At 69.3% G+C, this 14,962-nt stretch carries 18 protein-coding genes; 10 read left to right on the top strand and 8 right to left on the bottom strand.

Annotated features, from left to right (window positions below; translation table 11 throughout):
• Nucleotides 1-61: 61 nt before the first annotated feature.
• Nucleotides 62-871: a DUF4097 family beta strand repeat-containing protein gene (locus ACXIZN_RS23015; RefSeq protein WP_457956814.1), complete on the bottom strand. Its 810-nt coding sequence runs from the start codon at nt 869-871 to the stop codon at nt 62-64.
• 174 nt (nt 872-1,045) lie between these two features.
• Here ACXIZN_RS23015 and ACXIZN_RS23010 point away from each other — a divergent pair, with 174 nt between their 5' ends.
• Entirely contained in the window at nt 1,046-1,348 is a 303-nt protein-coding gene (locus ACXIZN_RS23010; RefSeq protein WP_457956812.1) for a hypothetical protein, read from the top strand.
• Nucleotides 1,349-1,354: 6 nt separating this feature from the next.
• Nucleotides 1,355-2,401 carry a WXG100-like domain-containing protein gene (locus tag ACXIZN_RS23005; protein WP_457956810.1) on the top strand — a complete coding sequence of 349 codons (1,047 nt, stop codon included), beginning with the start codon at nt 1,355-1,357 and terminating at the stop codon, nt 2,399-2,401.
• 38 nt (nt 2,402-2,439) lie between these two features.
• Here the strand turns inward: ACXIZN_RS23005 and ACXIZN_RS23000 are convergent, their stop codons facing one another.
• Nucleotides 2,440-2,853, bottom strand: coding sequence for a VOC family protein (locus ACXIZN_RS23000; RefSeq protein ID WP_457956809.1), 414 nt, complete (start codon nt 2,851-2,853; stop codon nt 2,440-2,442).
• Nucleotides 2,854-2,958: 105 nt separating this feature from the next.
• Here ACXIZN_RS23000 and ACXIZN_RS22995 point away from each other — a divergent pair, with 105 nt between their 5' ends.
• Nucleotides 2,959-3,813 (top strand): sigma-70 family RNA polymerase sigma factor, encoded by an 855-nt coding sequence (locus ACXIZN_RS22995; RefSeq protein ID WP_457956808.1) that lies wholly within the window; start codon nt 2,959-2,961, stop codon nt 3,811-3,813.
• Nucleotides 3,814-3,818: 5 nt separating this feature from the next.
• Nucleotides 3,819-4,211, top strand: a complete 393-nt coding sequence (locus ACXIZN_RS22990; protein WP_457956807.1) for a VOC family protein — start codon at nt 3,819-3,821, stop codon at nt 4,209-4,211.
• On the opposite strand, the gene ligD (ACXIZN_RS22985) is transcribed toward ACXIZN_RS22990, so the two are convergent.
• Complete coding sequence (gene ligD, locus ACXIZN_RS22985) at nt 4,189-5,154, bottom strand: non-homologous end-joining DNA ligase (protein ID WP_457956805.1); 966 nt, start codon at nt 5,152-5,154, stop codon at nt 4,189-4,191. The genes ACXIZN_RS22990 and ligD (ACXIZN_RS22985) overlap by 23 nt on opposite strands.
• Before the next feature lie 45 nt (nt 5,155-5,199).
• Between ligD (ACXIZN_RS22985) and ligD (ACXIZN_RS22980) the strand changes: the two genes are divergently transcribed.
• From ligD (ACXIZN_RS22980) to ACXIZN_RS22960, 5 genes are all read left to right on the top strand, one after another.
• Entirely contained in the window at nt 5,200-6,117 is a 918-nt protein-coding gene (gene ligD, locus ACXIZN_RS22980; protein ID WP_457956804.1) for a non-homologous end-joining DNA ligase, read from the top strand.
• Between the two features lie 60 nt (nt 6,118-6,177).
• Nucleotides 6,178-6,450, top strand: a complete 273-nt coding sequence (locus ACXIZN_RS22975; protein ID WP_457956803.1) for a hypothetical protein — start codon at nt 6,178-6,180, stop codon at nt 6,448-6,450.
• Between the two features lie 105 nt (nt 6,451-6,555).
• Nucleotides 6,556-7,089, top strand: coding sequence for a MarR family winged helix-turn-helix transcriptional regulator (locus tag ACXIZN_RS22970; protein WP_126730007.1), 534 nt, complete (start codon nt 6,556-6,558; stop codon nt 7,087-7,089).
• Nucleotides 7,090-7,168: 79 nt separating this feature from the next.
• Nucleotides 7,169-8,533, top strand: a complete 1,365-nt coding sequence (locus ACXIZN_RS22965) for a pyridoxal phosphate-dependent decarboxylase family protein (protein ID WP_457956802.1) — start codon at nt 7,169-7,171, stop codon at nt 8,531-8,533.
• 32 nt (nt 8,534-8,565) lie between these two features.
• On the top strand, nt 8,566-9,954 hold the full coding sequence (locus ACXIZN_RS22960; protein ID WP_457956801.1) for an amino acid permease: 1,389 nt from the start codon (nt 8,566-8,568) through the stop codon (nt 9,952-9,954).
• On the opposite strand, the gene ACXIZN_RS22955 is transcribed toward ACXIZN_RS22960, so the two are convergent.
• Both ACXIZN_RS22955 and ACXIZN_RS22950 read right to left on the bottom strand, forming a co-directional pair.
• Nucleotides 9,932-10,903, bottom strand: a complete 972-nt coding sequence (locus ACXIZN_RS22955) for an ROK family transcriptional regulator (RefSeq protein WP_457956799.1) — start codon at nt 10,901-10,903, stop codon at nt 9,932-9,934. The two genes, ACXIZN_RS22960 and ACXIZN_RS22955, sit on opposite strands and share 23 nt — an antisense overlap.
• 8 nt (nt 10,904-10,911) lie before the next feature.
• Complete coding sequence (locus tag ACXIZN_RS22950; RefSeq protein ID WP_126729871.1) at nt 10,912-11,334, bottom strand: winged helix-turn-helix transcriptional regulator; 423 nt, start codon at nt 11,332-11,334, stop codon at nt 10,912-10,914.
• A gap of 134 nt (nt 11,335-11,468) precedes the next feature.
• On the opposite strand from ACXIZN_RS22950, the gene ACXIZN_RS22945 reads away from it, so the two are divergent.
• Nucleotides 11,469-12,881, top strand: a complete 1,413-nt coding sequence (locus tag ACXIZN_RS22945; protein WP_457960576.1) for an MFS transporter — start codon at nt 11,469-11,471, stop codon at nt 12,879-12,881.
• On the opposite strand, the gene ACXIZN_RS22940 is transcribed toward ACXIZN_RS22945, so the two are convergent.
• From ACXIZN_RS22940 to ACXIZN_RS22930, 3 genes are read right to left on the bottom strand one after another with little or no spacing between them, the layout of a single operon-like run.
• Nucleotides 12,821-13,285, bottom strand: coding sequence for an SRPBCC family protein (locus ACXIZN_RS22940; protein ID WP_457956798.1), 465 nt, complete (start codon nt 13,283-13,285; stop codon nt 12,821-12,823). The genes ACXIZN_RS22945 and ACXIZN_RS22940 overlap by 61 nt on opposite strands.
• Before the next feature lie 28 nt (nt 13,286-13,313).
• Complete coding sequence (locus ACXIZN_RS22935) at nt 13,314-14,312, bottom strand: aliphatic amidase (protein WP_457956796.1); 999 nt, start codon at nt 14,310-14,312, stop codon at nt 13,314-13,316.
• Complete coding sequence (locus ACXIZN_RS22930) at nt 14,299-14,922, bottom strand: AmiS/UreI family transporter (protein WP_457956795.1); 624 nt, start codon at nt 14,920-14,922, stop codon at nt 14,299-14,301. The genes ACXIZN_RS22935 and ACXIZN_RS22930 overlap by 14 nt, the downstream gene beginning before the upstream one ends.
• Between the last annotated feature and the right edge of the window lie 40 nt (nt 14,923-14,962).

The raw sequence follows: 14,962 nt of genomic DNA, 5'->3' as shown, positions 1-14,962 counted from the left end.
CGAAAGCAACGCAAGGTGGTCGCAATTAGCCGACTAATCGCGACCACCTCGGACACCGGGGTCACGCGGCGCGGTGGATCACGATGTCGTCGAGCCGAGTACGCGCGTGGACCTTGACGCTCCCGCCGGCGGCGACGGAGTTGCGCACGGATCCCTTGGTGCTCTTGGCATCCACCGACGCGGCGTCCGCGTCGACGCCGACCTCGATGCCGCCGGACGCGTTCGCCAGCTCGGCGGGACCGCGCGACAGCCGTCCGACGCGGATCGGGCAGTTGGCGGCCTGTGCGACGACGTCGCCGTCGGCGCGGTCGATGTCGAAGCTCCCGCTCGAACCGGAGAGGTCGACGTCGGACCGGGCGTGCCCGATCCAGACCTTCCCGGTCGCACCCGAGTATTTGACGTCGCCGCCGGCCTCGCCGATCCGCACCCCGGCCGAGCCGCCTTCGAGGTCCGTGGTCCCGGCGACGTGGCCGATCGCGACCTCGCCGGCCGAGAGGTTGCCGCGCACCGTCGCGGCGCGGTCGATCCGGATCTGACCCGACGACATTTCCAGCGCGCAGTCGCCGAACTGCCCTTCGGCGTTGACGTCCGACCAGGCGGTGTTCAGTACCAGCCGCGAACCGGTGGGCACTTCGATGGTGATCGCGACCGAGCCGTTCTTGCCGCCCGCCTTCTTGGTCTCGATCGACAGGTTCCCGTCGTCGAAGCCGACCTTGGTGTTCGCGGCGACCTTCACGTCGGACTTGCTCGCGGCGTCGATCGGCTCGACCAGCACCACCGTGTCCGGGCGTTCGCTCGCGGCGACGCGCACCCGGGCACCGGCGATGGTCAGCGTGGCGGTGATCGGCTCCGGCGTGGGGAAGACGGACATCTCGAACTCCTTGGTGGTGGTGATCTCTCGTGGTGAAAGCAACGATCGCCGACCGTCCTGACACCGGACCGCCACGGCACTGACACGCCGGGGACACGGTCTGGCCGGTACAGGCCACGACGGCCCGGCCCCTGCCGAGCGGCCGCAGAATCGCCCGAAGGGAAGGGAGGCCCGATGTCCGTCGACATGGATATCACCACGGTGAACCGGATCGGGGCACAACTCGTCGCGATCGGTGACGACATGGAACGCGAGTGGGGCAAGTTCCGGCGAACGATCGAAACCGAGCGGGCCGGAATCGGCGTCGACCCGCTCGGCACGGCTTTCCTCGGCGAATACCGGCCGCCGGAGCTCTCGGTGCTGAGTCACGCCGATCCGCTCCCGGCGCTGTGGCAGGCCGACGGTCACGGGGCGAAGATCTCCGCGGCGACCTATGCCCAGGCGGATCGGGACGCCGCCGCCGGGCTCGGGAAGTAGGGCCGGATGGTCGTGCCGCCGCCGAACAACGCCCACGGGTTGTGGGCGGCCGTCAGAGCCGAGATCGAAGCGGTCCGGGGGAGCCGGGAGCCCGCGATGGCCTGGCCCGACACCGACGAGGACAGGGTCCAGGCGCTCGCGGTCGCCTGGCGTGACGCCTCACTGGCGTTCGCGCCGGTGCGGGTCGAGCCGGACGACATCCACGACGCGTGGCGGGACAGGGCCGGCGAGATGTTCGCGCAGCGCGTCGAGGGCACGATACGGACGACCACCAACGTCAGGACGAGCTGTCAGCAGCTGTCCGACCACGTCAGCCGGTTCGCGTCGCTGGTCGCGCGGGTGAAGGAGGCCATCCGCGCGACGGTCGGCGACCGGGAGCGGCCCTACGCGAACCTGCGGAACGAAGAAGAACGGCGCGATTTCGTCCTCATCGTGGCCAACGCGGTCCGGGACCTGCTCACCGCGGGCGTCGCCGCGGTCGAAGGCCTCGATTCGGGCGTCACCACTCAGAACGCTTCGGAGAACCCGGTCGCCGAATACGACGCCATTCTCGCGTTCATCACCGACGAGATGGTGCGCAACGGGCAGTCACCGGATCTCCAGAACATCCGGGATCTCTTGAAGGACAAGGTGAACCCCTTCACCTCGATCGCCGACAAGGCCGAGGCGCTCAAGGCGTGGTACGACCTCGTGAACACCGGCGCCCAGTGGGACCACAAGGGCCGGATCCTGGACATGACCACGGGGGACAACACGTTCACCCCGCTGCCGGGGCTGCAGGGACAGATCCGGTACGACGTCTGGTCCAACATCCACTACGGGTACGTCGGCACCCTCGGCGGAATCGACGAATGGACCCTGCACGCCGGCGCCAACGCCGCCGACTGGAAGGACGGCCATCCCACCGATCCCGCCGACCAGGCGTCCGTGCAACTGGGTATCGATCTCGCGCACGAGTACGGCCCGGGCGCGTTGACCCCGGAGGCCGTCACCAAGGCGATCCTCGATCGCCGCGAGAGATTCGAGCAGGCGGACGCCATCCGGCCGCTGTGAGCCTGGCTCCTCGCGCGGGGCCAGGCTCACAGCGGTGATCACTCCGCGTACGGCTGATCCGTGCCCTTCGGGCTGTAACCGATGCTCCAGATGTAGCCGTCCAGGTCCGCGAAGGTGCCGCCGTACCCGCCCCACGGCAGGGCGCCCGCGGCTTTCAGGATAGTGGCGCCTGCCTTCTCCGCCTCCGCGACGACCTCGTCGACGCGGGTTTCGCTGCGGACGACGTAGGTGAGGACCAGCCCGCTGAACCCGCTGCCTTCGGCGCTCGTGCCCACCTGACCGGCCAGTCCCTCGCGGCCGTAGAAGCCGACCAACGAGCCGCCGTCCGGTTCGAAGAACACCGAGACGCCGTAGTCGTCCTTGATCTTCCAGCCGAGCCCCTCGGTGTAGAACGCCTTGGACCGGGCCAGGTCCTGGACACCGAGGAGGATCGAGCTGACGTGCGCTTTCATGATGTTCTCCCGTGGACTCGAAAGGGTGGTCGGACCGGCGATGTCACATCGGGACGGTTTCGCCGGTCATTCGATGTGACCGACCCGGACGGAGGAATGTGACAGATGGCCGAGCACGATTGGGTGAGCGAGCGGTTCGCCGAGCACCAGAGCCGCTTGCGGGCGGTGGCCTACCGGATCCTCGGCTCGCCCGGGGAGGCCGAGGACGCGGTGCAGGAGGCGTGGCTGCGGGTCAGCCGCGCGGACACCGGCGAGATCGAGAATCCGGCGGGCTGGCTGACCACGGTCGTCGCCAGGGTGTGCCTGAACATGCTGGAATCCCGCCGCGCCAGGCGGGAGGAGTCCGCTGGGGCGTTGCCGCCCGAACCCGCCGCGCCGGACACCGGACCGCAGGACCCGGAGGACGAGGCGTTGCTGGCCGACTCGGTCGGGGTCGCGCTGATGGTGGTGCTGGACCGGCTGACCCCCGCCGAGCGGCTCGCGTTCGTCCTGCACGACGTGTTCGCCGTGTCGTTCGGTGAGATCGGCACCGTCCTCGGCCGTTCCCCGGCCGCGTCCCGGCAGCTCGCGAGCCGGGCGCGGCGCCGGGTGCAGACCGCCTCCGACGAGACCGACGCCGCGCGATCCCCGAAGCGGGAGGTCATCGCCGCCTTCCTGGCCGCTGCCCGGAACGGGGATTTCGAAGCCCTGCTCGAACTCCTCGACCCGGACGCCGTGGTCGGCGAGGTCCGCGGCGGCCAGGCGGTGGCGGCCTTCTTCTCCGGACGCGCCGAGGCGGCCCGGCTCGCGCTGGTCGACGGCGTCCCGTCGGCCGTCTGGTCGCATCGCGGCGAGGCGAAGGCCGTCTTCACGTTCAGCTTCGGCGACGGGAAGATCACCCGGATCGACATCGACACCGACCCGGAGCGCCTCCACGGGCGCGAGATCGCCTTTCTCAGCGCCAAAGTCAGCGAGGTCTGACCGGCATGGAACTCCGGTTCTCCTCCTGCGCACTCGTCGTCCACGATGTCGGCAGCGCGCTCGGCTTCTACCGTGACGTGCTCGGATTCACCGTGTGGGACGACGGCCCGGTGAGTGTCGGCCCGCCTTCGCAGCCGGACGTGCGGATCGTCCTCGAACCACCCGGCCGGGGCGCCTCACCGGCGGACCGGTCCGCGATCGAAGACCTGATGGCCAAAGCCTTGCTGAGCCGTCTCGTCTTCGCCACCGACGACTGCGTCGGCACTTTCGAGCGGATCGAGGCCGCGGGCGCGGAAGTGATGCAGGAACCGATCGACCGGCCCGGCGGAGTCCGCGATTGCGCCTTCCTCGACCCCTCCGGCAACCTGCTGCGGTTCATCCAGCGGAGGGTAGCTTGACGTCCTCGGGTGTCTTGTCCGCCCGCAGTCCTCGCCAGGTCGTGTGCCGCAGGCGGCCGTCCGGCGTCCAGTTCCGGTGCACGACCTCCCCGACGAGTTCGGGCTCCACCCAGCGCACCCGCCGGGCCCGGTCGCGCGGGACCTCCGACGCGAACGGTGGCTTCTTCCGCTCCAGCGGGGCGAGCCGGGCGTGCAGGTCTTCGAGGACCTTGTCGCTGAACCCGGTCCCGACGTCGCCGATGTACCGAAGGCCGCCTGATTCGTCGTGCGCGCCCAGCAGCAACGCGCCGAGCGTCCCCGAGCGCCGCCCATCACCGGGTCGCCAGCCGCCGATCACGACCTCCTGGGTGTGCCACAGCGCCCGTTTGATCCATTGCTGGGTCCGCTTGCCGGGGTGGTAGCGGCTGTCGAGCTTCTTCGCGATCAGCCCTTCGAGCCCGTGCTGCCGGACGACGTCGAGCAGCTGATCGGGGGAGATGTCACCGTCGGTGTAACCCGGTGGGATGGCGATGCGGCCGCCGGCGCCCAGGGACGTCAGCACCTCGCGCCTGGCCTCGTACGGCTCGTCGAGCAGGGCTTCACCGTCGAGGAACAGCACGTCGAAGGCGAAGAAATGCACCGGGCTGCGTTCCAGCAGGGACGCGTCCGGGGTGCGCAGATGCCGGGTCTGCAACAGCGGGAAGCTGGGCCGCCCCTGCTCGTCGAGGACGACGATCTCACCGTCGAGGACGGCTTCGTGCCCGCTCAGCGCTTCCGCGGTCACGTCCGGGTACGTCGCCGTGACGTCGAGACCGCGGCGGCTGGTCAGACGCGTCTCGCCGTCGCGCGCGACACGCAGGCAGCAGCGGTAGCCGTCCCATTTGTATTCGTAGCCCCAGCCACCGGTGGGCAGGTCGCCGTCGGTCGCCAGCATCGGGGCGATCGCGTCCGGCACGGTGCTCATGCCTCACGGTACCCGGAAATCCCGCCGGTCCTCTATCGTCGAAGAGTGCCTGAGCAGCGGATGACGGTCGAGGTCGAGGGGCGGCGACTGGGCCTGTCCAATCTGGACAAGGTGCTCTACCCCGCGCACGGTTTCACCAAACGCGAGGTCCTCGACTACTACCGCCGGATAGCCCCCGTCATGCTCCCCCATCTGCGTGACCGGGCCGCCACGTTCCGCCGGTTCCCCGACGGCGTCGACGGCGAGCCGTTCTACGAGAAGAACGTTTCCCGGCACGCCCCCGACTGGGTGCGCACGGCGCGGCTCACCAACCGCGGCCGCCGTGGCGGGGAGGAGACGCTCGACTACCCGGTGGTCGGCGACCTGCCGACGCTGATGTGGGCGGCCAATCTCGCCGCGCTGGAACTGCACATTCCACAGTGGACCGTCGGTCCGCGCGGCGCGCGGAAATCGCCCGATCTGCTGGTGTTCGATCTCGATCCGGGGCCGCCCGCGGACGTCGTCGACTGCTGCCGGGTGGCCGAGACCCTCAGCGACCTGCTGACCGGGGACGGCCTGACGGTGTACGCGAAGACGAGCGGCAACAAGGGAATGCAGCTGTACTGCCCGGTGCGCACGCGGTCGGACGAACGCACCTCCGAGTACGCCAGGGCCGTCGCGGAGGAACTCGCGCGCCGTTCGCCGGAGACCATCGTCGCCAGGATGACCAAGGCCATCCGCCCCGGCCGGGTGTTCATCGACTGGAGCCAGAACAACACCGCCAAGACCACCATCGCGCCGTACTCGCTGCGCGGCCGCGCCATCCCCACCGTCTCCACCCCGGTGACCTGGGAGGAGGTCGAAGCATGCCGCAAGGCCGAAGACCTGCTGTTCACCGCCGGGCAGGTGCTCGAGCGCGTCGAGGAGATGGGCGACCTGTTCGGCGACATCGCCGAGCATCGCGCGGCCGTACCCCAACGGTGACCGGGGTCATGTTTGAACCGCCGCTGACGGGAAACTCCCAGGTCAGAGGAGTGACCCCGAATGAACGAGAGAGCGCAGGACCCCGAAGGCCTGTCGTACCGGGCCCTGGCCATGCTGCGAGCCGTGGCACAGGGCCGGGCTGAGATCACCGTCAGCCTGGAGCCGGACCTCTATGTCGACGGTCTGCCGTGCAGCGACCAGAGCACGGCCCACCGCCTCGCCCACGCCGGGCTGATCCGGCTTCCCGCCGGTGGTGTTCCCTGCAGCCGGGTACCGGCGGAATTGTCCGAAACAGGACAAGAACTCGTGGAGCCGCTGGCGCCCGCCGCTTAGCCTCCGAAAGGCCACTGTGGACTCACGCCCGTTCCGCATACGATCTGCGGAGCGGGTGCGCGGGGGTGCGCGCCCACCGGGCTGGTACCTCCGGGGCCGGTGAGGATGTGGCTGTTGACCGGATATCACACACTGGCCGAGACCGAGACCGCCGTGCGGGCCAAACTGGGCGGTATCCCGCTGCTGTGGGAGCGGATGGAGGCGGTGGCCAATCTCCACCGCGCCGCGACGGCCGTCCGGCTGCACTTCGAGAACTCGGTCCTGCGCACGGCGGGTCTCACCTGGACCGCGTTCGTGGTGCTGTGGGTGGTGTGGATCTTCGGCGAGAAGGAGACCAGGCACGTCGCCGCCGAGTCCGGTATCACCAAGGGAACGCTCACCGGCGTCATGAAGACCCTGGAGGCGCACGGCCTGGTCACCCGGCGCAAACATCCGGTCGACGGACGATTGGTACTGCTCGCGCTGACCCCGGAAGGGGAACGGCTGATGCGGGAGCTCTTCCCGGAGTTCAACCAGGAGGAAGCGTTCGTCACCGCCCGGCTCAGCCCCGAGAAGTGCACCGAGCTGGCCGCTTCGCTGCGGGAGATCGTCCGGCAACTGGAGGAGAAGGGCGAGGAGCGGCGGACCCGCAAGATCTGACCCCTACCGAAGACGGTTGCGCGCGGCCTTCACCGGCTCCTACGTTTTTTGGAGCCGAACGAAGCGAAGGGCGTGCTCGATGGACTTCCGGTACTGGCTCGGTCAGGCGTTGACGTCGAACGAGGCGTGGGCGGAGACGTTCGCCGGCTTCCGGCCGCATCCGTCGCTGGAGATCTCCGACGGGCGGTTCGAGGCGGCGTTCGAGGAGCTCACCGAGCGGCTGAAGGACAACTACCCGTTCTTCCACCCCTCCTACGCCGGCCAGATGCTCAAACCGCCGCATCCGGCCGCGGTCGTCGGCTACCTGTCCGCGATGCTGGTCAACCCCAACAACCACGCGCTCGACGGGGGTCCCGCGACGGCCGAGATGGAACGCGAGGTCGTCCGGCAGCTGGCCCAGATGTTCGGCTACGCGGAACATCTGGGGCATCTGACCACCAGCGGCACGATGGCGAACCTCGAAGCGCTGTTCGTCGCGCGGGAAACGCATCCGGGCAAAGGGATCGCGTACAGCGCCGAGGCGCATTACACGCATGGCCGGATGTGCGGCGTGCTCGGCGTCGAGGGGCATACGGTGCCTGCCGACGCGCGCGGCGCGATGGACCTCGACGCGCTCGAAGACCTGCTGCGCACCGGGAAGATCGGCACCGTCGTGCTCACCGCCGGGACGACCGCGCTCGGCACGGTGGAGCCGGTCCACGAGGCGCTGGCGCTGCGTGAACGCTACGGCGTCCGCGTGCACGTCGATGCCGCCTACGGTGGATTCTTCCGGCTTCTGTCCGGTTTGGACGGTCCGGAAGGGCTCCCCGAAGCCCCGTGGCTGGCCATCGCCGAGGCCGATTCGATCGTCATCGATCCGCACAAGCACGGCCTCCAGCCCTACGGTTGCGGCGCGGTGCTGTTCAAAGACCCCGCGGCGGGCCGGTTCTACCTGCACGATTCGCCGTACACCTACTTCACCTCGGAAGACCTGCATCTCGGCGAGATCAGCCTCGAATGCTCCCGGGCGGGCGCGGCCGCCGCCGCGTTGTGGCTCACCTTCCGGGTGCTGCCGCCCACCCCCGACGGGCTGGGCCGGGTGCTCGCCGCCGGGCGCCGCGCGGCGCTGCGGTGGGCGAAGCTGCTGGAGGACTCCGAGCGGTTCGACCTGTACCAGCCACCGGAACTCGACATCGTCACGTACTTCCCCCGCACGGAACCGTTCTCGCTGTCGAACATCGACCAGGCGAGCGCGCGGATCCTGCGCAACGGCATGGCCGCGGCGAGGGAACCGGTGTTCCTCAGCACGCTGCGGGTGAGCGAGCCGCAGTTCGGTCTGCGTCACACCGGGGCCGACGCGGATGCGGACGGCGCGAGGATCCTGCGTAGCGTGCTGATGAAGCCCGAAAGCGAGGACCACGTCGACCGGCTCCACGAACGGCTGGAAGAGTTGTCCCGCGGTTGAGCTCCCGCGTACCGCAGACGAATGGATCCACCATGCCCGCACCAGGCCCCGCCGAACCCGTGACCGCGACCGGGACCCGGTCGCTCGGCACCGGCTTCCGGCGGCGGCACGTCACCATGCTGGCCATCAGCGGGGCGATCGGCGCCGGACTGTTCGTCGGCACCGGCGCGGGGATCAAGACCGCCGGGCCGGGCATCCTGCTGTCGTACGTGGTCGCGGGCCTGCTCATGGTGCTCGTGATGCGCATGCTGGGCGAGATGGCCGCCGCCGAGCCGAGCAGCGGTTCGTTCTCGGTGTACGCGGAGAAGGCGCTCGGGCGCTGGGCCGGGTTCACCGTCGGCTGGCTGTACTGGTCGCTGCTGGTGGTCGTGGTCGCGGCCGAGGCCACCGCGGCGGCGGGGATCGCGAACGGGCTGCTGCCGCAGGTTCCACAGTGGACCTGGGTGCTGCTGTTCATGGCGGTGCTGACGGTGGTGAACCTGTTCGCGGTGCGCTCGTTCGGGGAGTTCGAGTTCTGGTTCGGCGCGATCAAGGTGACCGCCGTGGTCGCCTTCCTCGTCCTGGGCACACTGGCGGTGTTCGGGATCCTGCCGGGTACGACGCCGGTCGGCCTGGACAACCTCACCGGGCACGGCGGTTTCCTGCCCAACGGCCTCCAAGGCGTGCTGACCGGTCTGCTCGCGGTCGCGTTCTCCTTCGGCGGCATGGAACTGGTCACCATCGCCGCGGCGGAGTCCGACGACCCGGCGGATTCCATCCGCCGCACCACGCGCACGGTCATCGTGCGGTTGCTGCTGTTCTACGTCGGTTCCGTGACGCTGATGGTGCTGTTGCTGCCGTGGGAGACCGCGTCGGCCAACACCAGCCCGTTCGTGACCATCCTGGAGCGGATCGGGGTGCCGTCCGCGGCGCTCTTGATGAGTTTCGTCGTGCTGACCTCGCTGCTGTCGGCGTTGAACGCCAACCTCTACGGCGCCTCGCGGATGGTGTTCTCGCTGGCCGAACGCGGCGAAGCGCCGCGCGCGATGCTGAAGCTGTCCGGAGCGGGCGTCCCGCGGACGGCGGTGCTCGCGTCGGTGGCCTTCGGTTTCGTGGCCGTACTGCTGAACTTCCTCGCCCCCGAACACGTCCTGCCCTTCCTTCTGAACGCCATCGGGGCGAACATCCTGCTCGTCTGGATCTTCGTCGCGATCTCGCAGCTGCGGCTGCGGAAGGCGGCGGAACGGGACGGCACGGCCGCGGACCTGCCGGTGCGGATGTGGGGTTTCCCTTGGCTCAGCTGGGTCGCGCTGCTCGCGATGGCGGGCGTCCTCGTTCTCATGTGGACGGACGCCGACGCGCGGACGCAGCTGTTCACCAGCGGCGCGGTGGCCGTGCTGATCGTGGTGATCAGCCTGCTCAGGCGACGTCCTCGACACTGAACAGGTCGCGCTCCACGCGGTTCAGCGCCAGCCGGACCGCGCCGAGCGCCACCGAGTCCTCACCGAGCGCCGACGTCTCGACGCGCACCGGGAACAGGCACAGCCGAGCGAGCTCGGCACGCACCGTCGCCGTCAGATCCCCGGTCCCGCCGAACACCACCAGCTGCGGGTCGACCGCGAGGACGGTGGCGGCGACCAGTTCGGCGAACCCGCCCGCCGGCCGCAGGGCGCCGATCTCGCCGGCGGCGCCGTGGTGGCCCGCGTGCAGCTTCCCGCCGAGCAGCAGGCCCAGCGAGACGGTGTGCCCGGTCCGCACGTAGACGACGTCGTCGACGCCGCGCGCGGCACCGCGCCAGTGTTCGGCCAGCGTGGCGAGTTCGGTGTCGTTCCCGGCCAGCACGGGGCAGCCGCCGCCGAACTCCGCAGGCAGGTCGACGCCGGTCCAGCCGGGTAGGCGGTAGTTGTGGACGACCTTGCCGCCGGACACCACGCCCGTGGTGCCGATGCCGAGCACCCGCACGCCGACGTGGCCTTCGACGGCCGTGGCGAGCACCCGGTGCGCGGTGCCGAGCCGGGTGGCCGCGTCCGTCTCGGGGGTGAGCCCGGCCTTCGCCCGTCCGACGACCTCGCCCCGCAGGTCGGCGACCAGGCACAACGCCTGACGCGGGCCGATCTCGAGGCCGGCGACGTGCCCGGACTCGTGGCGGAAGCGGTACCGCTTGGCGGGCCGCCCCACCGGCCGCGGCGCGCCAGGCGGAAGCGGGACCTCCTCGACCAGCCCCTGTTCCCCGAGGTCGGCGGCGATCTCCTCGACCGTCGGACGGGAGACCTCGCTCGCCTTGACCAGCTCCGCGAGAGTGAGTTCCTCGGCCTCGTACAGCGCCCGCAGGACGGCGATGGCGTTGAGCCGCCGCAGCAGTGACGGATCCCCTCCGGACAGTCTGGCCATGCGGCTCCCTAGACGGTGGCGCGTTTGTCGTACTGGGCGCGCGCGAGGGCGATCTCGCCCTGGTGGTCCTCGGTCCAGGTGACCAGCGACTGGATCGTCTTGTGCAGCGTCATCCCCAGCGGCGTCAGCGCGTACTCGACCCGGGGCGGCACCACCGGATAGACGGTGCGGCTCACCAGCCCGTCCCGTTCGAGGTGGCGCAGCGTGGTGGTGAGCATGCGCTGGCTGATGCCGTCGATCTTGTACTTGAGCTCGGTGAACCGCAGCGTGTTCCGGTCGAGCAGCGCGATCACCAGGAGTGACCATTTGTCCGCCACCCGGTCGAGGATCTGGCGGACCTCGCAGTCCTCGCGCGTGTCCCACTGGAAGGCCTCGTAGTCCTCCTCGGTGAGTTCACAACGACTAGGTGAGTTCAAAGTGCCTTCTTCCATGGTCGTCGATGGTGACGGAAGATCCCCTTGGTTACAAGAGGGAACCGACCGGCGGATCAGTAACCGTCGGTTCCCCGTTCACTGAGGGAGATCCGATCTTGAGCAACTCGCAAACGCTTCCGCGCGCCGACCGGATGGGCGGGCGGGCCTGGGGCGTGCTCGTAGTGCTGTGCGGCGCCATCTTCCTGGAGGGCATCGACGTCGCGATGCTCAACGTGGCGCTGCCGTCCATCCGGGCCGAACTCGGGCTGTCGACGGCGACGCTGAGCGGCGTCGTGAGCGCCTACGTGCTCGGCTACGGCGGGTTCATGCTGCTGGGCGGGCGCGCCGCCGACATGTACGGCCGACGTCGCATGTTCATCGCCTGGCTGGTGGTGTTCCTCGTCTTCTCCGGGCTGGGCGGGTTCGCCACCGAGGGCTGGATGCTGCTGCTCGCCCGGTTCGTCACCGGCGTCGCCGCGGCCTTCATGACCCCGGCCGGGCTGTCCATCATCACCACCAGCTTCGAGGAAGGCCCGAAACGCAACAAGGCGCTGCTGTTCTACGCCGGCACCGGGGCGGGCGGCTTCTCGCTCGGCCTGGTCATCGGCGGCCTGCTGACCAGGATCGACTGGCGCTGGGTGTTCTTCACTCCGGTGATCCTGTCCGCCGTCATCCTGCTCGCCGCGCTGTGGCTGATCAAGGAACCGGCGGGCGAGGAACGCGTGCGGCGTCGCCTGGACCTCCCCGGAGCGCTCACCGTGACCGTGGCGATGCTGCTGATCGCTTACGCGGTGGTCCGGTTGGAGCACCCCGGACAGGGCTGGGGCTGGACCCTCGCGTCGTTCGCCGGGGGAGTGGCGGCGCTGACGGCCTTCGTGGCCGTCGAACGCCGCTCGCCCGCGCCGCTGGTGCGGCTGGGCATCCTCAAGTCGGGTCCGCTGGTGCGGGCGAACGTCAGCGCCCTGCTGTTCGCCGGTTCGTTCTTCGGGTTCCAGTTCCTCGTCACGCTGTACCTGCAGGAATTGCGGGGCTGGTCGACGCTGGAGACGAGCCTGGCGCTGCTGGCCGTGGGGATCGACGCGATCCTCGCGCCGACCCTGACCCCGCGGCTGGTGGCGAGGTTCGGCAACACCAGGCTGATCTTCGGCGGACTCGTGCTCGCCGCCGTGGCGTACGCGCTCTTCCTGCCGCTGGGCCTGGACTGGACGTACGCGGCGATGTTCCCGTCGATGATCATCCTGGGGCTCGGGTTCGCGCTCGCCTACGGTCCGCTGACGATCGTCGCCACCGACGGGATCGCCGAGGACGAACAGGGACTCGCGGGCGGCCTGCTGTACACGGCGTTCCAGTTCGGCGCGGCGCTCGGCCTGTCCGCGGTGACCGCCGTCAACGTTGCCGCGCTCGGTGACGGTTCGCGAGAGGCCGCGCTCGGCGGGTTCCGGGCGGCGCTGGTCGTGCCGCTGGTGATGGCCGTCCTCGCCGCGATCGTCATCGCGTCCGGCCGTCAGCGCGTTTCGGCGAAGGAAGCCAGATTGGCCAGGGAAGAGGCGATCCCGGCTTCGTGATCCGCCTGGCCGATGCCGGACGGCACGTCCGTCGCGGTGACGGTCACCTCGGTGCCGTCATCCGCGGCGGCCAGGCTCCAGGTCATCGTCATGGTGCCCGCGAAGGCCGGGTCTTCGGACTCGAATACGGCCCGCTGCACCACCCGTTCGGCGGGCACCAGCTCGGCGAACCCGACTTCGACGACGTCCGTCGCGTCCGACGACTTGCCGGGCGCGGCGGACGCGTCGAGGTAGGTGAGGATCATGCGGAAACCGCCGCCTGGCCGCGGATCCCAATGCTCGATCCGGCCGCGCATACCTTCGGGCGGGAGCCAGGCTTCGAGCGACTCCCGGTCCAGGAGTGCACGGTAGACGGTCTCTGGCGGGGCGGCGATCGTCCGGCTGCCGCTGTCGATCCTGTCCATGCGCCGAGTCTAGGGCGGGCCGTCCTCGTCAGGGGTGCCGAGGAGCGATGGTGTCGCGGGTGATCGACTCGACCTTCTCCTGCGCCTTCTTGGCGTCGGTGACCCAGAGCTTGTAGAAGTCGAACGGGCAGTCCGCCACGCCCTTGTCGCCTTCGTCCGCGTCCTGCACACCGGTGTAGCCGCGGTGCAGCAGTTTGAAGATGTGGTTCTGCGACTGGTCGTAGGTCCGCGCGTCGCGGATCGCCGAAACCGACAGTTGCGCGTATTGGATCCCGTATTCCTCTTCGCCGGTCTCGCCGAGCGTGCGGCCGTCGAAGCCGATGATCGCGGAATGGCCGAAGTACGAGTACACGCCGTCGAAACCGGCGGCGTTCGCCACGGCCACGTAACAGTTGTTGGCCCACGCCATCGCCTTGGCCATGAGGACCTGCTGTTCCTTGGCCGGGTACATATAGCCCTGGCAGCGCACGATGAGCTCGGCGCCCTTCATCGCGCAGTCGCGCCAGATCTCCGGATAGTTGCCGTCGTCGCAGATGATCAGCGAGATCTTCATGCCCTTGGGACCGTCGCTGACGTAGGTGTCTTCGCCCGGGTACCAGCCCTCGATCGGGCACCAGGGCAGGATCTTGCGGTATTTCTGGACGATCTCGCCGCGGTCGTTGATGAGCACGAGCGTGTTGTACGGCGGTTTGGCCGGGTGGTCCTCGTGCCGCTCGCCGGTGATCGAGAAGACGCCCCAGGTCTGGGCTTCCCGGCACGCGGCGGCGAAGATCTCGGTCTCCTCGCCGGGAATCGTCGCCGCGGTCTCGTACATCTCCTTCGGGTCGTACATGATGCCCTGCGTCGAGTACTCGGGGAACACCACGAGGTCCATGCCGGGAAGCCCGGACTTCATGCCCACCACCATTTCGGCGATCTTGCGGGCGTTGTCGAGGACTTCGGCCTTCGTATGCAGGCGCGGCATCTTGTAGTTGACCACCGCGACGCCGACCGTGTCCGGGCTGGCGGAAATGTCACCGTGTCGCATGAAGACTCCTTTTCTCCGAACGGTTTTTCAGGACGTCGAGGGATCCGGCGGCCGCGACCAGCGCCACCGCGATCGCGGCCGCCAGCAGCGCGGTGCCGCCGTCGCTGCGGTAGGCGCCGGTGAGGCCGAGGAAGGCGGGCACCGTGCACGTCGGCTGGCTGAGCAGCAGGACGGTCCAGCCGGTGAATCGCGTCAGATGTTCTTTGCCCAGGCCGAGTACGAGGAAGAACAACGTCCACAGCAACGCCCAGGACAGCCAGATGACGCCGAAAACAGGGTCGTCGCCGTGCCAGAAGGCGATCCCGGCGTACACCACGGCGGCGCCCGCCACGAAGAGCGAGAACCAGCCGATGCCTTCGGGCTCCAGGCCGGCGAGGTTCGCGATGCCGACGTACAGATAGGTGAAACCGAACAGGTAGAGGCCGGACGCGGCGAGGATCGCGTCCGGATTCCCGTTCGCCTGGACGATCAGCACGGTCGGGGTGACGCACTGCAGCGAGCCGACGAACAGGTTCAGTACCGCCGCCGAACGCGGTGGTATCCGGCCGAGCAACGTCAGGCCGTTGATCATCAAGGCGGCGCCGACGTAGAGCAGGCCCACGTTGCCCATGCTCACCTCCGCAGAACGTGCGTCACATGGAATAATTTCA

This window comes from Amycolatopsis sp. TRM77291 (assembly GCF_054166285.1).
This window is presented reverse-complemented; position numbering and strand designations above follow the sequence as displayed.

Excerpts from the sequence above, each read along its gene's own strand:
- ACXIZN_RS23015 (WP_457956814.1), bottom strand. The coding sequence starts at position 871 with ATGTCCGTCTTCCCCACGCCGGAGCCGATCACCGCCACGCTGACCATC.
- ACXIZN_RS23010 (WP_457956812.1), top strand. The coding sequence starts at position 1,046 with ATGTCCGTCGACATGGATATCACCACGGTGAACCGGATCGGGGCACAA.
- ACXIZN_RS23005 (WP_457956810.1), top strand. The coding sequence starts at position 1,355 with ATGGTCGTGCCGCCGCCGAACAACGCCCACGGGTTGTGGGCGGCCGTC.
- ACXIZN_RS23000 (WP_457956809.1), bottom strand. The coding sequence starts at position 2,853 with ATGAAAGCGCACGTCAGCTCGATCCTCCTCGGTGTCCAGGACCTGGCC.
- ACXIZN_RS22995 (WP_457956808.1), top strand. The coding sequence starts at position 2,959 with ATGGCCGAGCACGATTGGGTGAGCGAGCGGTTCGCCGAGCACCAGAGC.
- ACXIZN_RS22990 (WP_457956807.1), top strand. The coding sequence starts at position 3,819 with ATGGAACTCCGGTTCTCCTCCTGCGCACTCGTCGTCCACGATGTCGGC.
- ligD (WP_457956805.1), bottom strand. The coding sequence starts at position 5,154 with ATGAGCACCGTGCCGGACGCGATCGCCCCGATGCTGGCGACCGACGGC.
- ACXIZN_RS22975 (WP_457956803.1), top strand. The coding sequence starts at position 6,178 with ATGAACGAGAGAGCGCAGGACCCCGAAGGCCTGTCGTACCGGGCCCTG.
- ACXIZN_RS22970 (WP_126730007.1), top strand. The coding sequence starts at position 6,556 with ATGTGGCTGTTGACCGGATATCACACACTGGCCGAGACCGAGACCGCC.
- ACXIZN_RS22965 (WP_457956802.1), top strand. The coding sequence starts at position 7,169 with ATGGACTTCCGGTACTGGCTCGGTCAGGCGTTGACGTCGAACGAGGCG.
- ACXIZN_RS22960 (WP_457956801.1), top strand. The coding sequence starts at position 8,566 with ATGCCCGCACCAGGCCCCGCCGAACCCGTGACCGCGACCGGGACCCGG.
- ACXIZN_RS22955 (WP_457956799.1), bottom strand. The coding sequence starts at position 10,903 with ATGGCCAGACTGTCCGGAGGGGATCCGTCACTGCTGCGGCGGCTCAAC.
- ACXIZN_RS22950 (WP_126729871.1), bottom strand. The coding sequence starts at position 11,334 with ATGGAAGAAGGCACTTTGAACTCACCTAGTCGTTGTGAACTCACCGAG.
- ACXIZN_RS22945 (WP_457960576.1), top strand. The coding sequence starts at position 11,469 with ATGGGCGGGCGGGCCTGGGGCGTGCTCGTAGTGCTGTGCGGCGCCATC.
- ACXIZN_RS22940 (WP_457956798.1), bottom strand. The coding sequence starts at position 13,285 with ATGGACAGGATCGACAGCGGCAGCCGGACGATCGCCGCCCCGCCAGAG.
- ACXIZN_RS22935 (WP_457956796.1), bottom strand. The coding sequence starts at position 14,312 with ATGCGACACGGTGACATTTCCGCCAGCCCGGACACGGTCGGCGTCGCG.
- ACXIZN_RS22930 (WP_457956795.1), bottom strand. The coding sequence starts at position 14,922 with ATGGGCAACGTGGGCCTGCTCTACGTCGGCGCCGCCTTGATGATCAAC.